15 protein-coding genes are annotated in these 21375 nt (G+C 33.0%); 2 read left to right on the top strand and 13 right to left on the bottom strand.

Annotated elements, in window-relative coordinates:
* Positions 1 to 157: 157 nt before the first annotated feature.
* From ACZ5N4_RS05275 to ACZ5N4_RS05235, 9 genes are all read right to left on the bottom strand, one after another.
* Positions 158 to 1189, bottom strand: a complete 1032-nt coding sequence (locus ACZ5N4_RS05275) for an ABC transporter substrate-binding protein (protein ID WP_464207803.1) — start codon at positions 1187 to 1189, stop codon at positions 158 to 160.
* 396 nt (positions 1190 to 1585) lie between these two features.
* Complete coding sequence (locus ACZ5N4_RS05270; RefSeq protein WP_464207801.1) at positions 1586 to 3313, bottom strand: aerolysin family beta-barrel pore-forming toxin; 1728 nt, start codon at positions 3311 to 3313, stop codon at positions 1586 to 1588.
* A 600-nt stretch (positions 3314 to 3913) separates the two neighbouring features.
* Positions 3914 to 7120: a carbamoyl-phosphate synthase large subunit gene (gene carB, locus ACZ5N4_RS05265; protein WP_464207799.1), complete on the bottom strand. Its 3207-nt coding sequence runs from the start codon at positions 7118 to 7120 to the stop codon at positions 3914 to 3916.
* Between the two features lie 103 nt (positions 7121 to 7223).
* The gene (locus ACZ5N4_RS05260; protein ID WP_464207797.1) at positions 7224 to 8273 is read right to left on the bottom strand and encodes a carbamoyl phosphate synthase small subunit; all 1050 of its coding nucleotides are present in this window, start codon (positions 8271 to 8273) and stop codon (positions 7224 to 7226) included.
* Between the two features lie 338 nt (positions 8274 to 8611).
* Positions 8612 to 8815 carry a Spo0E family sporulation regulatory protein-aspartic acid phosphatase gene (locus tag ACZ5N4_RS05255; RefSeq protein ID WP_464207795.1) on the bottom strand — a complete coding sequence of 68 codons (204 nt, stop codon included), beginning with the start codon at positions 8813 to 8815 and terminating at the stop codon, positions 8612 to 8614.
* 120 nt (positions 8816 to 8935) lie between these two features.
* Positions 8936 to 9430 carry a superoxide dismutase family protein gene (locus ACZ5N4_RS05250; RefSeq protein WP_464207793.1) on the bottom strand — a complete coding sequence of 165 codons (495 nt, stop codon included), beginning with the start codon at positions 9428 to 9430 and terminating at the stop codon, positions 8936 to 8938.
* 274 nt (positions 9431 to 9704) lie between these two features.
* Positions 9705 to 11486, bottom strand: coding sequence for a stage V sporulation protein D (locus tag ACZ5N4_RS05245; RefSeq protein ID WP_464207791.1), 1782 nt, complete (start codon positions 11484 to 11486; stop codon positions 9705 to 9707).
* Between the two features lie 424 nt (positions 11487 to 11910).
* Positions 11911 to 13293 (bottom strand): tryptophanase, encoded by a 1383-nt coding sequence (locus ACZ5N4_RS05240; RefSeq protein WP_464207789.1) that lies wholly within the window; start codon positions 13291 to 13293, stop codon positions 11911 to 11913.
* A 168-nt stretch (positions 13294 to 13461) separates the two neighbouring features.
* Positions 13462 to 14367, bottom strand: coding sequence for a LysR family transcriptional regulator (locus ACZ5N4_RS05235; RefSeq protein ID WP_464207787.1), 906 nt, complete (start codon positions 14365 to 14367; stop codon positions 13462 to 13464).
* A 320-nt stretch (positions 14368 to 14687) separates the two neighbouring features.
* Here ACZ5N4_RS05235 and ACZ5N4_RS05230 point away from each other — a divergent pair, with 320 nt between their 5' ends.
* On the top strand, positions 14688 to 14906 hold the full coding sequence (locus ACZ5N4_RS05230) for a hypothetical protein (protein WP_464207785.1): 219 nt from the start codon (positions 14688 to 14690) through the stop codon (positions 14904 to 14906).
* Between the two features lie 166 nt (positions 14907 to 15072).
* Here ACZ5N4_RS05230 and ACZ5N4_RS05225 read toward each other — a convergent pair whose 3' ends face one another.
* From ACZ5N4_RS05225 to ACZ5N4_RS05210, 4 genes are all read right to left on the bottom strand, one after another.
* Complete coding sequence (locus tag ACZ5N4_RS05225) at positions 15073 to 15450, bottom strand: PH domain-containing protein (protein WP_178910204.1); 378 nt, start codon at positions 15448 to 15450, stop codon at positions 15073 to 15075.
* Positions 15451 to 15656: 206 nt separating this feature from the next.
* Complete coding sequence (locus ACZ5N4_RS05220; RefSeq protein ID WP_464207782.1) at positions 15657 to 16358, bottom strand: B3/B4 domain-containing protein; 702 nt, start codon at positions 16356 to 16358, stop codon at positions 15657 to 15659.
* 226 nt (positions 16359 to 16584) lie between these two features.
* Complete coding sequence (locus tag ACZ5N4_RS05215) at positions 16585 to 17289, bottom strand: MgtC/SapB family protein (RefSeq protein ID WP_464207781.1); 705 nt, start codon at positions 17287 to 17289, stop codon at positions 16585 to 16587.
* A 179-nt stretch (positions 17290 to 17468) separates the two neighbouring features.
* Positions 17469 to 18923 carry an MDR family MFS transporter gene (locus tag ACZ5N4_RS05210; protein ID WP_464207779.1) on the bottom strand — a complete coding sequence of 485 codons (1455 nt, stop codon included), beginning with the start codon at positions 18921 to 18923 and terminating at the stop codon, positions 17469 to 17471.
* A gap of 251 nt (positions 18924 to 19174) precedes the next feature.
* Between ACZ5N4_RS05210 and ACZ5N4_RS05205 the strand changes: the two genes are divergently transcribed.
* On the top strand, positions 19175 to 21205 hold the full coding sequence (locus ACZ5N4_RS05205) for a methyl-accepting chemotaxis protein (RefSeq protein WP_464207777.1): 2031 nt from the start codon (positions 19175 to 19177) through the stop codon (positions 21203 to 21205).
* Positions 21206 to 21375: the final 170 nt, after the last annotated feature.

The raw sequence follows: 21375 nt of genomic DNA, 5'->3' as shown, positions 1-21375 counted from the left end.
ACTTTATATAAGGAATACTACTGTTCTATGTACTTTTGGCCTATTAAAAACTATAGTAGTACTTTCTGATCAGTTAACTTATGTAGAGGGATATATTTACATTTCTGCAGTTAGACTCTTTTTTTCACTCCTACCTAATTCAACTAAATATCTCACATTATTTACTAGTATAAACATCCTTGAATTTGTCAAGCCAAGCCTGATTGTTTGACAATATAGTCTTTTGATCAAGTTGTAGGGTTTTAACCTGATCTATTGGTTTTAAAATTGAGTCTGCAGCAACGTCGTTTCTTACTGAACGCTTTTTAAGTTTAGCAGCTATAAGTGTCTGTGCTTCTTTACTTGTGAGAAAATCAACAAACTTTTTAGCATTATCCATATTCTTTGCACCTTTGATGATTTGAACAGTATCTGGCGCTACGCTAGTTCCCTCTTTCATGTAAACTATCTCAACATTGGCACCTTGTTTGACATACTGTGATGCATACTCTTCATGTATAAGACCTACTACATATTCACCATCAGCAACTCCCTTAGTCACCGCTGCAGAACTGTCAAGCAGTTTTCCATCAAGATTCTTGCATAATTTATCTACGAAATCCCAACCATTGTCAGGATTTCCATTTCCCATTGCATAAAGAATATTTACAACATGTTGAAAGGAAGCTGATGATTTTGCTGGATCAGCAATTGCAATTTTACCTTTTAATTTAGGATTAAGAAGATCCTCATATCCATCTATTTTAATGTCTCCAATAAGTTTTTTATTTACTAAAAAAACACTAGGTAAAATGGAAAATCTAGTAATCATACCTTCAATATTCTTACAACTGTCAATTATTGAACTCTCATTAGAAGATTTGTAATTTTCAAATAGATTTTGTTTAGGTGATATAACAGAAACTACTCCTCCCCATTCAACATCTCCTAGGGGATTAGCTTGCTCAGATTCTATTCTTTTAAGAAGTTCTCCTGTAGTAGCTGTTACTACTTCAGTGGAAATACCTGTTTTTGCTTCAAACTCTGAAATGATTGGATTTAAAAGCTCTGTAGCAGATGCAGTATAAATTACTAACTTTTTTGATGCCGATTTTTGCGCTTTAGGCTTATTTTTTGACTTTTGGCTTGAACAAGCAATTGTTGATATAATAATACCTATTGATAAAAGAATGATAATGATTATTTTCATTTTATTATCCTCCTTTAGGTTTAACGAAGTGCTCTCGGACTTTTAATTAATATAATACTATATGATTACTATGCTTTTCAACCATAAAGTCGTAAAATGACAACCTCATGAACTTCAAAATAAAAAAGCTTACTCCTAACAATATAGAAATCAGCTTCTAGTCTCTTAATACTTTTTTTAAATATTCTGCTCAATTAATTACAGGTTTTGCATTAGGGTTCCACTGATACATGGCATATGACTGTCCTGCACCAACTATATGCATGATTGCATTTCTAATTGTTGTACGGACAGTATTATAAATATGGGGTTGTGTAGTAAATTTATATTGTATTACTACACAACCCTCGTTTCTAAAACTTTAATCAGGAATATTATACACTTTAGAAACTAAAATTAATTATGATAAACATTTACTTCTGCTGCAGATACAACAGGCATTTCTGTTGATGATCCAATCCATACATAAGCTGCATTGACAGGATTAAATTGAGCTGTTTTTTCTGTTTTATCATTCGCCCATGTACCCGTTGCCACTTCTGTAAAATTTATGTTATCAGTACTCACATATATTTTGTAGTTTGTAATTGTACCATCTGAGCTGCTATCCTGTCTTGGAAGGTATTTAATCTGACTAATATTGTAAGTTCCACCTAGAGATAATGCAATCCCTTGTGATCCTCCCCTTGAAGTCCAAATTGTTGACGGATTATCATCTATAGGAGTATTGACAGCACCATTGTAGTCAGCTGCGCCCATTTGGCTATGTGGTATTTTAACTAATGTAGGTGTAGGTGCGATTGTTATAGGACATTTATAATCTATTATCTTTATACTTGCATCCGGAGTGGAGCTAGTTCCAGAAGGTTGAGTGGTTTGTGCAGCTGTTTGAGGAGTATTGCCAGATAACTGCCAGTCTACACCTTGTTGGGTTCCGGAATATGGCTTAGCTGCATCAGCTGTTACTGTGATGTCGTTACAATCTTTAAATTCAAATTTTCCAACATTAACAGCACCACGCTGTCTCATAATATAGGCTAAATTATCTAAAAATGCACCTTGTCCCTGATAGTTTGCTACCCAATCCCAATTCCAATTTGAGTATCCAGGTATATTTCTATGATTATATTGATTCATAATATCCTCTACTGCACTGATGTTTTTATCTTTGTTACCAAAGGTCACATCTACCGTTGGTCTATCGTGTGTATTGTCGGCTCTACCATTTTGGTAGCGCAAGAATCCATGGTAAGTAATCGTATAAGAAACATATACATTAGCGGTATATCCTGCGGAATAATTAAGTTTCAAAGATTGCATAGAAACATTCACTGTACTATGAGGCGGCACAGTAACAGTTGTTGGTGCATTTATAGTGCCGGTTAATGACTCTGTTTTTGTATCCGTCCAGCCTTGTTGTGCGGTAAAATTAAAACTAAGCTCAGTAGAATGCTTTACTCCAGCGAAGCCAAATATTCCTCCACTTTGTTCCAAGGATTCTTTTAATCCTATATTTTCTGAAAAGCCGGCAGTAGATGCATGTGACTTCTGTGTTTGTATTTGGTATGAAAGTGAAGGAGAAGCTGTTAATGGGGTATCACCACCATTATTTATATGAGCCATAGCTGCTAAAAAAGGTTGAGGATCTGAGGCTTGCATAGGGTCATACTTGATTGAGTTCGGATCAAGATAGAATTTTACATTGGAGATTGTCATCTTTAATCTCTCATTATCTCTATATCCTCTTGAGGCAGTTTGGTTTGGATCGTAATGGGCTTGTAATATATAATCATCACCTGATTTAGAAAAATCGAAACTGTCCCATCTACCATCAGTACCACCACACCATCCAAATCCTAGTTTATCAGCAAACCATGCATAAGTGCTTATAAAATCAGGATCACTAAAGATTTTTGCCTTTAACTGTTCAGTATCTGTTTCACCATATATGAGTGCACTCTTTGGTGTTATCCCACTTGGATCAGCAGATGCAGCATGTACAACTTGTGGCCCTAGAAAAGACCTAAAAGAATCAGGAAAAACAGAAGACATAGGAGTCATAGTTTGTGATAGAATTAGAGCGCTAAGAGAAGCAGTTTTTACGATTTTTTTCAAATTAATCATATTTCATCCCCCTTGTTTATAAAACTATTCTCAGATTTTTACTTTCTTTAAACTTTAGTTTCGAAGAAATGTTTTTTTATTTCCCCCCCATTCATATACGTTTCCTCCTTTTTAAAATAATAAAACTTAGTTGCTTGCAAATTCCGCAAGAGTTGATTCACCTAACTTTTTAGCCGTTAAGCTTCTATATTTTCCTCCACTATGAAATAATAATGATAAATGTATCCCACAAAATAATAAATCATAGAGGAGGAGAATAGACATGCCTTGTCTTATTAAAATTAATTATAATCTGCTAAGTAAATTATTACAATCCGACAAAAATGCACAATTATCTTAAAAAATGAACTTTGATGGTATTGTTGTTTTATATTTTAGCGCAGTTAAATTAGGACATACATACATACATACATACATACATACATACATACATACATACATACATATATATATATCTAACTCCCTTACATATTGGAATCTTAGCTTTGTAAATTTTCCTTTTTGAGTTAAAAAAATAAGCCCTACCGGGCAAAAAGGGAGGCTGTTGATAATATATGTTTATCAACAGCCTGGGTGACGGCTATACCGTCACTACTTTTTCTAGTTAGCTAGATCAAATACATCCAGCTCTTCATCTTTTATTCCTTTAATTTTGACATCTACCATAGCTTTGAAGGTATCTAAAGCTGTTATAACTCCTATATTTCTTTCAATGGCTGCTCTTCTTATATGGAAGCCATCTCTCTTTGAATCGTTACCTTTAGTTGGAGTATTAACTACTAAATCTACTTCTCCATTTTTAATTGCATCTATTATATTAGGATGCTCTTCACTAAGCTTTCTAACTTCTCTTACTTCTACATCAGCATCTCTTAAAAGCTGTGCTGTTTTTGAAGTTGCTGCAAACTTGAATCCTAGCTTATGAAGTTCTTTTGCTATTGGCAAGAACTCTTGCTTATCGTGATCATTTATTGTAGCAAGTATAGTTGATCCTGTTTTGTTAGTGAACATGTTAGCTGCTACAAATCCTTTATATAAAGCTTCTTCTATTGTCTTTCCAACTCCTAAAACCTCTCCTGTAGACTTCATTTCAGGTCCTAGTGAAACTTCAACCTTTGGAAGTTTTTGAGTAGAGAATACAGGTACCTTTACAGATACTAATTCCGGTTCTTTGTATATATCTACACCATAGCCTAAGTCTCTTAATTTTTCGCCAAGCATAACTCTAGTTGCTATATCTACTATAGGCACGTTACTTACCTTGCTTATATAAGGTACAGTTCTTGATGCTCTTGGGTTAACTTCTATAACATAAAGCTCTCCTTTAAACTCTATGAACTGAATGTTTATCATTCCTTTTATTCCTATTCCTAAAGCAAGCTTTTTAGTAAACTCTAGTATTTTTTCTTTTATATTAGAGCATACATTTTGACTTGGATACATAGTTATACTGTCTCCTGAGTGTACCCCTGCTCTTTCAAGATGTTCCATTATTCCTGGTATCAATATATCTTCTCCATCGGATATAGCATCTACTTCTATTTCTTTGCCCATAAGATACTTGTCAATTAGTATTGGATTCTTCTTATCCTTTTGGAAGGCACTTGATAGATAGTATATAAGCTCCTTTTCATCGTAAGTTATCTCCATACCCTGGCCCCCAATTACATAGGAAGGTCTTACAAGTACTGGGAATCCTAGTTTTTTAGCTTCTTCTAAGCCTTCTTCTACACTCCAGATTCCTTTTCCTTTAGGTCTTGATATTTCTAATTTTTCAAGCAGAGCATCAAACTTTTCTCTGTCTTCTGCCATATCTATCTGATCTGCAGTAGTTCCAAGTGTAGGTATATTCTTTTCCTTTAAGAACTCAGCAAGTTTAATAGCTGTTTGTCCTCCAAATTGAAGAATTACGCCATCAGGTTTTTCTTTTTCTATTATGTTTAATACATCTTCTTCTGTAAGAGGCTCAAAGTATAATTTATCTGATATATTAAAGTCGGTACTTACTGTTTCAGGGTTATTATTTACTATTATTGTTTCTATTCCTAATTTTCTAAGAGCTATTACACAGTGTACTGAAGCATAGTCAAACTCTATACCTTGACCTATTCTAATTGGGCCTGATCCTATAACTATAACTTTTTTCTTATCTGAAACCTCTACCTCATCGTAAGTTTCATAAGTTGAGTAGTAATATGGTGAAATGGCTTCAAACTCTCCTCCACAAGTATCAACCATTTTGTATACTGGAGTTATCCCCCATATAATTCTAAGTCTATATACATCTTCCGGACAAACTCTTAGCATATCTGCTATTCCTTTATCGGAGAAGCCTTTTCTCTTTAATTTATATAGCCATTCCTTGTCTAAATCGCCTATTTTGCTAAGTCTTAACCTCTGCTCTTCTTCCACAATCCACTTAAACTTTTCAATGAAGAATTTATCTATTCCTGTTATTTCTGCAACCTTATCTATTCTATAATCACGTCTAAGCATTTCAGCTAGGGCAAATATTCTTTCATCATCTGGAGTGATTACTCTTTCTTTTAATTCTGCCATACTTAATTCTCTGAATTTTTTATGCTCTAGTGAGTATTTTCCTATTTCTAAGGATCTTATTCCCTTTAAGAAAGCCGCCTCAAAGTTGCTTCCTATGGACATTATTTCTCCTGTTGCCATCATTTTAGTTCCTAAAGCTCTGTCTGCTCCCTGGAATTTATCAAAAGGCCATTTTGGAATTTTAACTATTACATAATCTAGTGATGGTTCAAAACATGCATATGTCTTTTGCGTAACTGCATTTTTAATTTCATCTAATCCATAACCTAGTGCAATTTTTGCTGCCAATTTAGCTATTGGATATCCTGTAGCCTTTGACGCCAGTGCAGAGGAACGGCTCACTCTTGGATTTATTTCTATTACTGCATACTCGAAGGAATGTGGATTTAATGCAAACTGTACGTTACATCCTCCTTCTATTCCTACAGCGTTTATTATATCTATTGATGCACTTCTAAGCATCTGATATTCCTTATCTGATAAGGTTTGACTTGGTGCTACAACTATACTGTCTCCTGTATGAATACCTACTGGATCTATGTTCTCCATGTTACATACAGTAATGCAGTTTCCAAAGCTGTCTCTCATTACTTCATACTCAATTTCCTTCCATCCCTTAACACTCTTTTCAAGAAGTACTTGACCTATAGTACTCAGTTGAAGTCCTAGTGCTAAAGTCTGCTCTAATTCTTCTTCGTCGTTAGCTATTCCACCACCAGTTCCCCCTAAGGTATAAGCTGGTCTAACTATAACTGGATAGCCTATTTTATTTGCAAAGGCTTTTCCACTTTCCATATCAGTGATTATTTCACTTTGTATAACAGGTTGGTTTATTCTGTTCATCATATTTCTGAAAAGTTCTCTATCTTCTCCTTCTTTTATGGATTCAATAGATGTGCCTATAACTCTTACATTGTACTTTTCTAATATTCCCTTATCATAAAGTTCTACAGCTAAGTTTAAGCCTGTCTGTCCTCCCATTCCTGCAAGAAGGCTGTCTGGTCTTTCCTTTGCTATAACTTTTTCTACAAATTCTACTGTTAAAGGTTCTAGGTAAATCTTATCTGCTACTTCTTTATCTGTCATTATTGTAGCTGGATTGCTATTTATAAGTACAACCTCTACTGCCTCTTCCTTTAAAGCTTGGCAAGCTTGCGTTCCGGAGTAATCAAACTCCGCTGCTTGACCTATAACTATTGGACCTGATCCTATAACTAAAACTTTCTTTATATCTCTATTTAATGGCATATTGGCTACCTCCTAAAATTAGTTTTCTGACGTAAGGAAGAAAACTCACCTTCACTGTCCTCTGTCCTCTGTCAAATGTCCTCTAAAAAACGCTTCGCATTTTTTACTCTGCGTACTCCATAAATCTATCAAATATATAGTCGCTGTCCTTTGGACCTGGACATGCTTCTGGATGGAACTGCACTGAGAAAATAGGTAAACTATTGTGCTTCATTCCCTCTATAGTTTCATCATTCACACTTACATGAGTTACCTTCATATTATCTGGCAGAATATTCACGTAGTATCCATGATTTTGAGAAGTTATATGAACTCTGTTTGCTTCCAAATCTTTAACAGGGTGGTTACATCCTCTGTGTCCAAACTTAAGCTTTGCTGTTTTCCCTCCAAGGCTTAAAGCTAAAAGCTGATGTCCTAAGCATATTCCAACGATGGGTTTTTTACCTATTAGCTTCTTTATATTTTCTATGACATCCGTTAAATCCTCTGGGTCTCCTGGACCATTAGATAAAAATATTAAATCTGGATTTACATTTAGAACATCTTCAGCCTTTGTATCTGCTGGAAAAACTGTTACTTTACATTTTCTATTTAGGAAGGATCTAACTATATTCTGCTTTATGCCAAAGTCCATAATAGCAACGTGTTTTCCACTTCCCTCTACTACATACTTTTCTTTAACAGTTACATTTTGCACCGCTTCTCTATTAGAGAAGGCTTCTATTTTGTTCTTAACTTCTTCATGAGAAACATCTTCTAATGTTATTATTCCTTTCATAGTTCCATTGTTTCTCAGTATTTTAGTTAAAGCTCTTGTATCTATTCCTTCTAATCCTATAACCTTATTTTGTTTTAGGTAATCTTCTAATTCTAATTCAGATCTAAAGTTACTTGACGCACTGCATTTTTCTCTGACAATGAATCCTTTAACCTTAGGAGACTTTGATTCCATATCTTCTAAGTTTATACCATAGTTTCCTATAAGTGGATAAGTCATTGTGACAATTTGACCATAGTAGGATGGGTCTGTAAGAATCTCTTGATACCCTGTCATTCCAGTATTGAATACAACCTCTCCAACACTGTCCTTTAGGTAGCCAAATGCATTTCCTTGAAATGTTGTTCCGTTTTCTAATATAAGTTTTGCTTTCATAAATAGACCTCCTAAATTTGCTACAGTAAAAATACACTTTTTGTTGAAGGCCTTTCTTTATTCAAAGGAAAAGGGTAATAAGAAGACTAAATTTTAAAAATTAATCTTCCCATTACCCGCTATAGTTATAGTATTCACCTTTTTTTTCACACAACAAAAAAACATCATCATAATTATACCTCTTCCTGGCCTCACAGGACCAAATTAAAGTGTATTTTTTACTTTATTTTCACAGCTAATTTTAATTCATATTTTTAAAACTGTCAAGAGCTGATATTACGCCTTGATTTTAAATATTACTTATTGCGTCGACTTAATTAGACTTACACTTTCTATACTTACTTATTACTTCTACTATTTTCATTATCCTCACTTTCTCTTTTAATATTTAAAAGTCTGTTGTACTTATTCAGATGCTTGTCTAGCTCTTGGCTAAGTGAAACTAACTCTGCGTTCGTTAACAGTTCTTTTCCATCAATTAATTGATACATTAAATCTCTCAACTCTTCTATCTTTGATAATACTTCTTCCATTTTTAGCATAACATCCTTCCCTTTCTAATAAGCAAATTGGATATACGAATATTATGCTAAATTTAAGGGGGTACTAAAAAATATTATAAAGAAAGCCGGAAATCTCATTCCAGCTTTCTTCTGTTTTTGTTAGAAATATATACGAGGCATTGGTTGGGCAACATTTGGATAGGATCTAATTGCTCCACATGCAATACGTTTACCAGATGCACCCGCTGGCTGTGTACGATAATCATCAGGACTCTCATGTATTATTACTGTTTTACCTATTATGTCTCTAACTCTAAACTTGTCTGTAAAAAATGTCATTCTAGCATATCCATTATTAGAAAAAAGTACTGGAAAATCTCCAGCATGGTTCCCATGAGGTTGTTTTGTAGGGTTCCAGTGTTCTCCAGCAGAAGCAAATGGATTTTTAGGGTCTCCTATATTGCAGCTTCCACCTTCATGTATATGGAATCCATGAGGACCAATTTGTGGCGTTTTAGCTGTGCCTGGTCTATATTTAGGCAATCCTCTTACTTCTACCTGTACTTCTACACCACCTGGAACATCTCTAAAATATACAACTCCATTAAGGTTTGGAGCCAAATTCCCTCCTCGTATTTGAGCTACGGCATTCATGTTTTACCTCCAGTTTTTAATCCGTAATCATTCTATGCAGTAGCCACTAATATGGTTCCACTAGGCCTTGTTTTTTTATATACGCTTATTTCTATACTGATAGAACTTTTGTAGAATAATTATGGTACAATAAAACTATTTTGAGTAAAATAACGAAGTAAGTATAATATATGGAGGCTTATTAAAAAAATAAAGTTAACCCATGTAGTAAATTTTGGTTTCCTAATATAAACAGGCTGATAGTATATCTACCAGCCTGTTGTTGTATGACTCACTATTTTCCTACAACATTTTCCTCGCCCTTAATCGCCATATAGTTAAATATCTGCTTAAACAATTCTCTTGCTACAGGAGCAGAAACATCTCCGGCATAGTAATTTGAGCTATCTGGTTCATCAACACTTACTAAAATTGTTATTTTAGGATCACTTATCGGAGCCATACCTGCAAAGGATGACATGTATACTCCTGGGGCATACCTACCAGTAGCAGGATCTGCTACTTGGGCAGTACCTGTTTTTCCTCCAATGTTTAATCCTTCTGCAAAAGCATTTTTACCTACACCTTCAGTAACAACCTTTTCTAAATCTCCTCTCAAACTTGCAGCTAAATTTGTATCAAAAACCTTCTTTTTATTATAATCGCTAAACTCTTTATCAACAGCCATCTTATTATTATCATCAAGATGAGCAATGCTCTTCATAACGTGAGGTTTTACCCATGTTCCTCCATTTGCAATTGCATTGAAAGCTGCCATATATTGGACCTGAGTAACTCCTAATCCTTGTCCAAAAGCTATTGATGCTAAATCTACTGCGTTTACTTGATCTGGTTTTCTCAAAATTCCTGGTGATTCTCCTGGCAAGTCAATACCAGTCTTCTGTCCAAATCCCATTTTTTGTGCAAAAGCCAGAAGCTTGTCCTTACCCAATTTGCCGCCTAATTGAGCAAAACCTACATTACAAGAGTTCTTTATTATATCTACAAAACTTTCATTACCATGACCGTCTAGATTCCAGCAGTGAATTACTGTAGTTCCTATTTTTATGCTTCCACCACAGGTATATCCATCATTTACACCTATATTATTTTCTAAGGCAGCCGCAGCAGTTATAACCTTAAAAATAGATCCTGGTTCAAAAGTATCCTGAACAGAAGGATTTTTCCAAATGTTGCTTGCCCCTTTAGAACCTTCCGAATCTTTTTGTGGCTTACTAGGATCATAGCTTGGTTTACTTGTCATCGCTAGTATTTCACCATTTTTAGGATTCATAACCATAATATTTACAGCTTTTGCTTTATTATCAACTAAAGCCTTTTCAGCTGCTTTCTCTACGTAGTCTTGAATTGTTTCATCTATAGTTAAAATAACATCTTTGCCATCCACAGGCTTTACATATTGTTGATCTTCATAAGGAAGCTGATTGTTTTTTACATCTTTCTCATAGGTTAGAGTTCCTGGTACTCCTGAAAGTTCTTTATCGTAACTAAGCTCAACTCCTGAGATACCTTTACCCTGATAATTAATACGCCCTAACACATTAGATAAAAAATTGCTATTTGCATAATACCTTTTTGTATCCGGTGAAATAACAATACCTCTAATATTTAGTGCCTTAATTTTATCTACCTCTGCTTTTTCAACTTGCCTTTTTAATATAGCAGAACTAGCTGGCAAACCACTTGGTAATGTAGTATTAAATACTTTAATTATATCTTCCTTTTTCATGTTGACTATTGGAACAAGCTTGTCTGCCAGTTCATCAAAGGTCATGTTTTTATTTTTCAAAGTATCTTTCAATGTTATTAAGTCTAAATCTATCTGATAAACATTAACACTTATGGCTAACTCATTATTGCTTCTATCTAATATTCTTCCTCTTTTAGCATTAATTTTTATTTCACTTTTTTGTTGTTCATAGGCTTTGCTTTTATACTTGTCCGCTGTAACTGCCATTATGTAAAAAAGTCGTCCTACTAATGAAAAAAATATTAAGAATAAAAATATGAAAATGACCATAAATCTATGTTTTAAATTATTTTTTTTGTTTTTCATCTTAAGCTCCTTTGTGCTTTAATATATGTGCTATTATTAATATCGTTTAATTGGTAGCTTCACTTTATTTTAACAAATTCTCTGAGTCACTACAACGAAAAAAATAGAGACATACAATTTAATATATGTCTCCACAAGACTAGGAATGATTTAATCTATTCTATATTCTTATACATATTTTATTATACAGACTCTTTGTGACAACTTTGTTACAAGATTAAAATAATTTATAGGAATTTTAACTACTCTATGCCATTCATTCCTTCTTTTTCTTTAAGTAATACCAATTACAAAAATGTAAAAAATTATTCTAATGCAATTCTTTTAGATATACATCGATACGCAGCTCCAAACAACAAATAGGCAGTCCCAGAAAGGACTACCTATTTTAAATACACAATCAGCATTGAATATTATTGACAATTTATTCAATTGGCTCTAAATATGCTTGGAAGTGACGAAGAATCGGTGGCTCCCATGTAATCTTGTAGCCTTTAACGGATGCCGCTCTTTCTTTAATTGCAATCAAAGCATCTGCCATAATATCAATATGTGCTTGAGTATATACACGACGTGGGATTGCAAGTCTTGTAAATTCAAAGTCAGCTTTTAATTGCTTCTTTGTATCAGGATCATTACCCAACATGTAAGAACCTATATCACATGTACGTATTCCCGCTTCTCTGTACAACTCAATTGCCAGTGCTTGACCTGGGAATTCGTAATATGGAATATGTGGGAACATTGCCTTTGCATCTATAAATACACCATGACCACCTACAGGTGCTTGATATGCAATACCTGCATCATCTAAACGTCCTGCAAGGTATTCCATTTGTCCGATTCTATATCTTAAATAATTCTCATCTAACCCTTCATATAAACCAATTGCTAAAGCTTCAAGGTCACGTCCGGATAAACCACCATAGGAAATAAATCCTTCAAAAGAAATGGTTCTTCCTTTAATTTTTTGGAATAATTCCGTATCTTCTTTAACACCAAGTAAGCCACCCATATTAACAATTGTATCTTTTTTAGCACTCATTGTAAAAGTATCTGCATAGCTAAACATTGTCTTGATAATTTCTTTGATAGACATATTCTTGCATTCTTCCTCACGTTGTTTAACAAAGAAAGCATTTTCTGCATATCGAGCAGCATCAATATTAAAGAAAATACCATATTTTTTACAAATAGCTGCTGTCTCTCTTACATTTGCTAAAGAAACAGGTTGTCCCCCTGCAGAATTATTAGTAATTGTCATAACAACAACGCCAATATTTTCAGGACCATATTGAAGAATAAGCTTTTCTAACTTCTCTGTATCCATATTTCCTTTAAAAGGTACTCTTAAAGATGGGTCTGAGGCTTCCTCTACAGTACAGTCAATAGCTCTAGCTCCTGATAGCTCTACATGTGCTCTTGTTGTATCAAAGTGCATATTGGAAATGGAGTATTTTCCCTCGCCCAATAAAATTGGGAAAAGTACTTTTTCAGCAGCACGACCTTGATGTACAGGTTGAATATATTCATATCCAAAAATATCTTTACCTGCGTCAACCAGTTTATAGTAACTGCTTGAACCTGCATAAGCTTCGTCGCCTCTCATTACTCCTGCCCATTGTTCTTGGCTCATGGCATTAGTTCCACTGTCTGTTAAAAGGTCAATATAGCATTCTTCTCCTGCTAAATAAAACATATTATACTTTGCTCTTTTAAGTGCTTCTTCCCTTTCTTCTCTAGAAAGAACTTTTATGGTTTCTACCATTTTGATTCTGAATGGTTCTGGAATATATTTTACGCCCATTTACTATTACCTCCTTTAATTTTTAACAATAATATGTTTTTTTCAACATTTTATGTTTTTTTGTTTAAACTCTTCTTACTGATAAGGTAATAGTAACACTTTTCTGTCTATTTGAATAAGATATTCTATTTATATTTCAGTTATTACTATTAATTATAACAACTGTATTTACTGAAATAGCTGCTCCAGTATTTCAATAAAATCCAATACTTTCACGGAAAGATTTTCTTTTTTTCGTTTAATCCACCCCATGCTTATCTGTATATTGCAATTCGCAATTGGTATAGCTCTCACACTAATTTCTTTTTCAAGTTCTTTATCCCAGGCAGTTTCTATACAAACCATATCTGTCATGTTCAAAAGTCTTAATCGTGTGAAATAGTCATTGACAAACATTGTTTTTTCAAATTGGGTGAAATGTATTCCATCCACTTCGAATAAATAAGATAAGTTAGAGAAATAATCATCTGGAGAGCGCATAATAGTGCAGTCAACAAGCTGAGACATCTCTATGGTTTCCTGATTATAAAAAGGACTACTTTTTCCAACATGTGCATACCATGTATTCTTTGCAAGCTCATGGTATTCAAGATTCTTCGACTCCAATAGATGCCGAACCTCTTTTTTTTGAACATCATTAATCTCTATTATGCCAATATCCGATTGAAGATTTACTACACTTTCAATGATATTTTGTACTCTTTCTTCCTTTAATGTTACCTCAATATATTGTTCCTTATTTCTATTATGAAATTCCCCCAAAACCTTATATAATAGGGGACATGGGTAGGCAGACACACTTATACTATTAGGTATTTCTTTAAGCGCAATACTCTGAATCATATCTACCTGTTTATGAATCGTTTTTACATATTTATATAATTTATATCCGTCTTCTGTTAACTTTACTCCTTTATTTGTTCGTTCAAATATCTTAATTTTTAATTCATTCTCTAAATTTCGGATAGCTTTGCTCAAATTAGGTTGACTCATGTAAAGTTCTTCAGCAGCCTTATTCATACTACTTTTCTCAGCAATTTTTTCAAAGAATATTAACTGTTGTAATTGAATCATAAATAACCTCCTTACTGTTCTCATACTATAATTTTATTGCAATTATAACACATTATATATATCCCTAAAGTAAATCCTTTAATATAATATGAGTAATCTTTAGATTTACAAAGAAATGTAGATTAATTCTTTATAAACAAGCTTATTCAATCTAAAATAGATGATATTGAAATAAATTAAGCGTTTATATTTACCTATTTATATGGTATTATATACTACATAAATAAGTGTTAATTATATAAATATTTGATTATATATAGGTTAATACTTGTAACTAACAATTCATAGATATAATTATATAAATTTGGAGGTATTAAATTATGTTAACCCTATTATTTTTAATTTCAATGTTGATATTTGGAGTTGTTGTATTTGCCCTTAGTGCTGCGGCTCTTCCTATAATCGCTGTTGTTATTGCAGTTGGTTTAGTTTTCTCTGTTATTTCTATTATTCTCAAATTTGTCTTTGGCGGGCCACTATTTGTTATAATGATTATTTGTGCAATAGTTTATTTTTCAAACCGCAGAAGAAGATTTTAGTCTAATATAAGAACTGCCCTTTTAACGGGGCAGTTCTTTCTTTAAAGTTTGTAAACAGAAACCTTGAAGATGTGATAGGCGCTGACGTTAAGAAAAGTAAAATAAAGAAAATAGCTATAAAGTTGTAAGACCGAAAGTTAACTTTCGGTCTTACAACTCTTTGCTTTTATTTCAACACATATTCAGCTAATACACTTTGAAGTTCGTATATATTTAAACTCTTGTTAAATTGCTTTTGTACTGGAAGCTGAGTTCCTGATATCCATATTTTTAGCTCTGCATCTAAATCAAAGTTTCCTGCTGTTTCAATGCTAAAGTGAGTAATACTTTTATATGGAATTGAGTGATATTCCACCTTTTTCCCTGTTACTCCTTGTCTATCTACTAATATAAGTCTTTTGTTTGTAAAGATAAACATGTCACGAATTAGCTTGTACGCCTTTTCAATACTTTCTGTAGAAGATAATATGTTGGAAAATTCTTTTTGCACCTCTTGAATATTAACCTCTGAAGCGTTTCCCATAAGTCCATCAAACAATCCCATTTATTCTTCCTCCAAATCGTTTAAATTACCCGGTGACTAGTTATCATAATAGAACCATAAATCTCGTATCTAACTTATACAGTCCTTAAGTGATGCTAATTCTTCGGATTTATACAAGAAAATATCAGATAGACTAAAAATTCTATCTGATATAGTTACATCCTTGCCTATATTAAATTCTACATAAAGTAAAAAAATCCTCTAAATTATAATTCTAATTCCATATTGTCTTTATCAATAAATCCTACCTTTACTTCAGCCCCTAGAAGTTGTTTTAGTAATTGTGCAAGCTCGTCTCTAGCTCCAATCACTTTATCATAGTTTCTATCTTTAAAACCATCTATAGGAAAAAATATGTTTTTACTACCTTCCGTTATTTTCCCCTCTTCACTCTGTCTCCAAATCCATCTTCTTGTTTTTACCTTATCACCAACAGAGTAAATAAGTTCTCCATCTTCTAATACCTCTGCTTCTATCTCTCCAAAAGGAACAAACAAGTCTCCTTTATTAGAAAATCTAACTTGAATATCACTTGAAGCACTTTCCATATCATGTGCCCCCAATGGAACAAGGTATTTTAAAGATATGGCATTCCCTAAATCTACTATAGGATTTATACTTGGAAGACCTTTTTTCTTTGATATCCTTGTAGTCATCGCTTCAATAGAACTCATATTTTGATTAGGATTAATTCCTATTTTTTTAAAGGCTTCTCTGTATGGCAGGATTTCCTCTGATTCTTTTACCTTTTTATCCTGAAATTTTTGCTCTACAGAATTTATACTTTCTTTGAGAAGTTCATTTATCCATATATTATTACCGTTATTATTTATACCTTTTGCCACTACAACTCCAAAACAAACATCTCCAAGTTCATCAAATACTTTTTCCGAAACTATGAATTTCATATTTTTCACCCCTTGTTTTTATATATCAAAATTTACCACCTTAGCTGTCATCACTATATTATTTTACTATTGTGGTTATAATTTGTTTTAAAATACATTATAACCTATTTATGAAACTTTTTACAATAAAAATTCACAGTCTTATTAAATTAAAAAACATAGAAGGAAAAACCTCTATGCTTTTACAAACTATATATTTATTGTAGTTTCATAAGTATATACGACTTTATATAATTGCCACTCCTAAAACCTCATTAAATGACGCTAAATCTTTAATTAACTCTTCTTTTCTCACATATCTTGGAACTAAAATAGTGTATAAACTCTTCATATATGCAAATTCGTCCTCAAGTTCTTCTTCAAGTAAAAACTCGATATTTTTAATCTTTACATTTTTATCTTCAAAGTAGCTATCAACTTTTTGAACCATTTCCTTTTTATCTAAATATTCGATTTGGATTTTTATTATGCTGGACTTTTCCAAAAATCTAGATTCAAACTTCTTTAACGTTACAAGACATATAGCTACAGCAATAGCTGCTAAAATACTTAAATAGTAATATCCAAGACCTATCGCAAGACCAATACAAGCAACCACCCACAAACTTGCAGCTGTAGTAAGTCCTTTTATTGAACCTTTCTCATGAATTATTGTTCCTGCACCTAAGAAACCTACCCCACTTACAACCTGAGCACCTATTCTTCCTATATCCGCTTTTAATGCACTAGCTAGCTGCGGCTGATCTAATATTAGTTGTACAGTTTTTTGTACATCATATAATTGTATCATTGATATTACGCAGGCACCTATACACACAAGTATGTGAGTTCTAAAACCTGCTGGTCTGTTTTTAAACTCTCTTTCATATCCTATTAGACCACCGATTAGTATGGCGAGCAGCAACCTTATTATAACTTCGTATATTTCCATTATCCCTGTCCCCTTTAATAGTATTTTCATATATTTTTCCACAGTTCTTCTAAATAATCAATATTATATTGACATTTTATGATTATTTTTAGAAAAGAACACAACAAAAATACTTTTAGAAATGCTTTTATCTTCAGATTTAAAAAATGTCCTATAAAAAATGAAATAGTTATATGTTATTAAGCTCTTTTCTCCTTAAGGGCATTTGGAAGTATAAAGGACAATGTTAAACATACTACAGTAAGTATGATTAATAATATAAATACTGAATATAATCCAGAATGTAATGATGCCTTTATTTGGTCAATCGAAACTCCATAGTTTACGCTGGCAGCAGAATATAGATTGTTTGGTTCTACTCCTTGAATACCTAGTTTACTAAAATATTTCACTATACCTAAGTTAAACATGCTTCCAAAGACACTTACTCCAATAGTCTGGCCTAAAGTACGAACTAAGGAATTAGATGCTGTTGCAGCTCCTCTTTTGCTGTAATCCACAGAGGACTGTACTACTATTGTTAATGTTGTAAAGCTTCCACCAAAACCAAATCCCATTATAGTAATATATATTATAACCAACAGCAATGGCGAACTAACCGTTAGTGTCGGTAAAAGTGCACAACTTACTACTAAAATAGTTGTGGATAATGCAATAACTGCTCTTTCTCCATGCTTAGGTATAGCTTTTCCCAAGATAACTGCAGACATAAGCCATGCAACAGACATAGGCGCCATAGAAACTCCTGAAATTGTTGCTCCAAAACCTAAAACATTCTGCATGTATATAGGCATATAAACATCTGCACCTATTAAAACAGCTGATGCTAAAAAGCTAATTATGTTAACTATTATATTAGTTTTAGTAAAAATATCAAAAGGTATAATTGGCTCTTCTGCTTTTTTTTCTATAAAATAAAATACTATTAAAAATATTATAGTAATTATCAAACAGACTACAATCGTAAGCGAATAAAAACTTTGACTTTCTCCACCTACTAATACACCATATAAAAGAGCTATTATTGATGCGGATAACGCTGCTGTTCCTGCATAGTCAATCTTATGTTTTTTTCTTTCAAAGTTTTCCTTAAGATTCTTCTGAATTAATATTATAGACATTATTCCAAAAGGTATGTTTATAAAGAATATCCAATGCCATGAAAGATAGTCTATAAGGAACCCTCCTAAAAAGGGACCTGCTAAGCTAGCTATTCCCCATACTGTACTTAACCACCCTTGAACTTTTGCTCTCTCTGAAAGAGAAAATACATCTCCTACTATTGTGTAAGTAACTGTAAATATTGATCCAGCTCCCAATCCTTGAACTGCTCGAAAAGCTATGAGCTGATACATAGTTTGAGATATACCACAAAGTGAACTTCCAATTAAAAAAATTATTATTCCTACAGATAATACATTTTTTCTTCCATATAAATCTGATAGCTTGCCATATATAGGCGTTGAAATAGCTGATGTAAGTAAATATAATGAAAAAACCCAACTTATAAGTTCAAATCCATTTAATTCTTTAACTATAGTAGGTACTGCAGTAGTTACAACTGTTCCCTCAACAGCTCCAAGGAACATGGCAACCATTACTGCAATAACTATACTTCTTTTTTTAGAATCCATTCCAAATATCACTTCCTTATATAATAAAAATTAACACCTCAAAAAACATAGCAAATTTCATTTTATCATTAATATGTCAACTTGCCAAGAATTTAAAAATAACTTTCTCTTTAGACAAATATTTTGACAAAACGCACTATTCACACATATTATCCATTAATTACATAAAGTAAGTGTATTAATATAACGATATTATTATTTGAGAGCTTTTGTAATTGAATCTAAACAATATATATTAAGGAGGAATACTTATGGGGAAGAACACGAATTATAGGGGAATAGGAATTAAATTTTTAATGCCAATACTTATAATTACTTTTCTAGCTACAAGCAGCATTGGCATATTGTCCTATATAGGTGAAAAAAATGCGCTAACTAGAATTATGGAAAATATGACTACACTTAAAGTGGAGGAAACAAAGGGATTGATTACAGAAAGAGAAGATAACGTCAAATCCTTAAAACAAGCTCTCGATAAATACTTAGTTTCAGTTACAAAAAGCATCGCCGAGACCTTAAAGACAGTTCCTGAAGATAAATTAAATGATGAAGCTAAAAGATTGGCTCAGTCTTTAGGAACTCCAGAAATACACATTACTGACGGCGATGGGGTGTTAAGGTGGGGATCTGTTCCAGACTTTTATGGATTTGACTTTAAAACCTCTGATCAAACTAAACCTTTTCTACCAGGGCTCACTGATAAAAACTTTGCATTAGCACAGGACCCTCAGCCAAGGGGAAGTAATAAGGAACTCTTTCAGTATATTACCGTATCAAGGATAGACAAACCTGGTCTTGTACAAATAGGAGTAGTTCCAAAAGAGTTACAGGATTTATTAGATAGAGTCAATGTAAAAAATATTTCTAAATCAACCAAAGTTGGTAAAGGCGGATATGTAGCTATACTTGATAAAGATGGTAAATTTATAAGTTATCCCGATGATAAACTTATTGGAAAAAGCTTAAAGGATTTCGATTGGGGGCCAAAAGTAGCATCCTCAAACAAGGGAAATTTCAAGTATAAAATGAATGGTACTGAAAATTTGATGGCCTTTGAAAAGACAGATAAATATATTATTATGGCTACAATCCCTACATCAGAATACTATGGTCAGTTATCAACTTTAAGAAATAATATTATTTTTTCAATAGTATTTAGTTTGCTTTTAGCTTCATTTATTATCTTTGTAGTAAGCAACAAATATATTATTAAAAGAATTAAAAATATATTAAAGGTAGTAGAGGATGTCGGCAGTGGAAATCTTAATGTTTCCATTAAAGATTCTGAGAATGATGAACTTGGACAATTGGCATTTGGATTTAATAATACTATAAATCATTTAAAAGAATTAGTTTTAAGTATAAATACTACTGCCTCAAATGTAACACAAACCTCTGATGCAGTAGCACAAGCAACGGAGCAAACCTCAGCTTCGGGACAAGAGATTGCAAGAAGTGTTTCTGAAATAGCAGGAGGTACAACTAATCAAGCACAAGAAGCTCAAACAAGTGCCGATCAATTATCTGAGGTATCTAAGAATATTGAGGATATCGTAGCAAATACAAGTATAATTTCTGAAAAGATAAGTGAAATAGACCATCAAAATAAAAATAGCCTTGAATCAATAAATATCTTAAAAAATAAATTTGCTGAAAATAAAGATGCAACAGAAAGTGTAAGTGAGAAGATAACCTTACTTGCTGATAGATCGAATCAAATAGGAGCAATCACAGAATCCATTTCTGCAATAAGCAGCCAAACTAATCTACTAGCATTAAATGCATCTATTGAAGCTGCAAGAGCTGGTGAGGCTGGACGAGGGTTTGCTGTTGTAGCAGAAGAGGTCCGAAAGCTAGCTGAACAATCTGCAGATGCAGCTTTTAATATTGATTCTCTTATTAATGAGATCAAAAATGATGTATCAGATGCTGTAAAATCTATAAATATAGCAGGAAAATCCGTTGGCGAATCAAATGAAAAGCTTGATAACACCGTCGAAGCTTTTTATCTGCTTAAAGATTCAAATGATTCACTGGTTGCCCTTGTAGGAAATTTAAATGATATTTGTAAGGTTTTAAGTGAAAATACAGACAAAGTGGTTGTATCTGTTAATAATATTGCATCTGTTTCTCAAGAAACTGCTGCTACAACAGAAGAGATATCTGCTGCTACAGAAGAACAGGCAGCGGCATTCGAAGAAATTAATGAAAGTATCAGCAAATTGAAATTCTTATCTTCTGAATTACTTAATATGATAATGCAATTTAAGATTAACGAGTAAATTATAATTGATAAAGTGAAACTTACTAGAGATGGGGTTTTAGATCCCATCTCTAGTTTGGTTAAACGAATCCCTTTCACAGAGTGCGATGGGAGTATTAGAGCGGATAGTCATAGGGTAAATTAGATAAAAATCCCTGTAACAGCTTTTATACCTAGTTCATAGTATAT

This window comes from Clostridium nitrophenolicum (assembly GCF_055391695.1).
The sequence above is the reverse complement of the archived record's forward strand: the minus strand, read 5'-3'. Positions and strand labels throughout refer to the sequence as shown.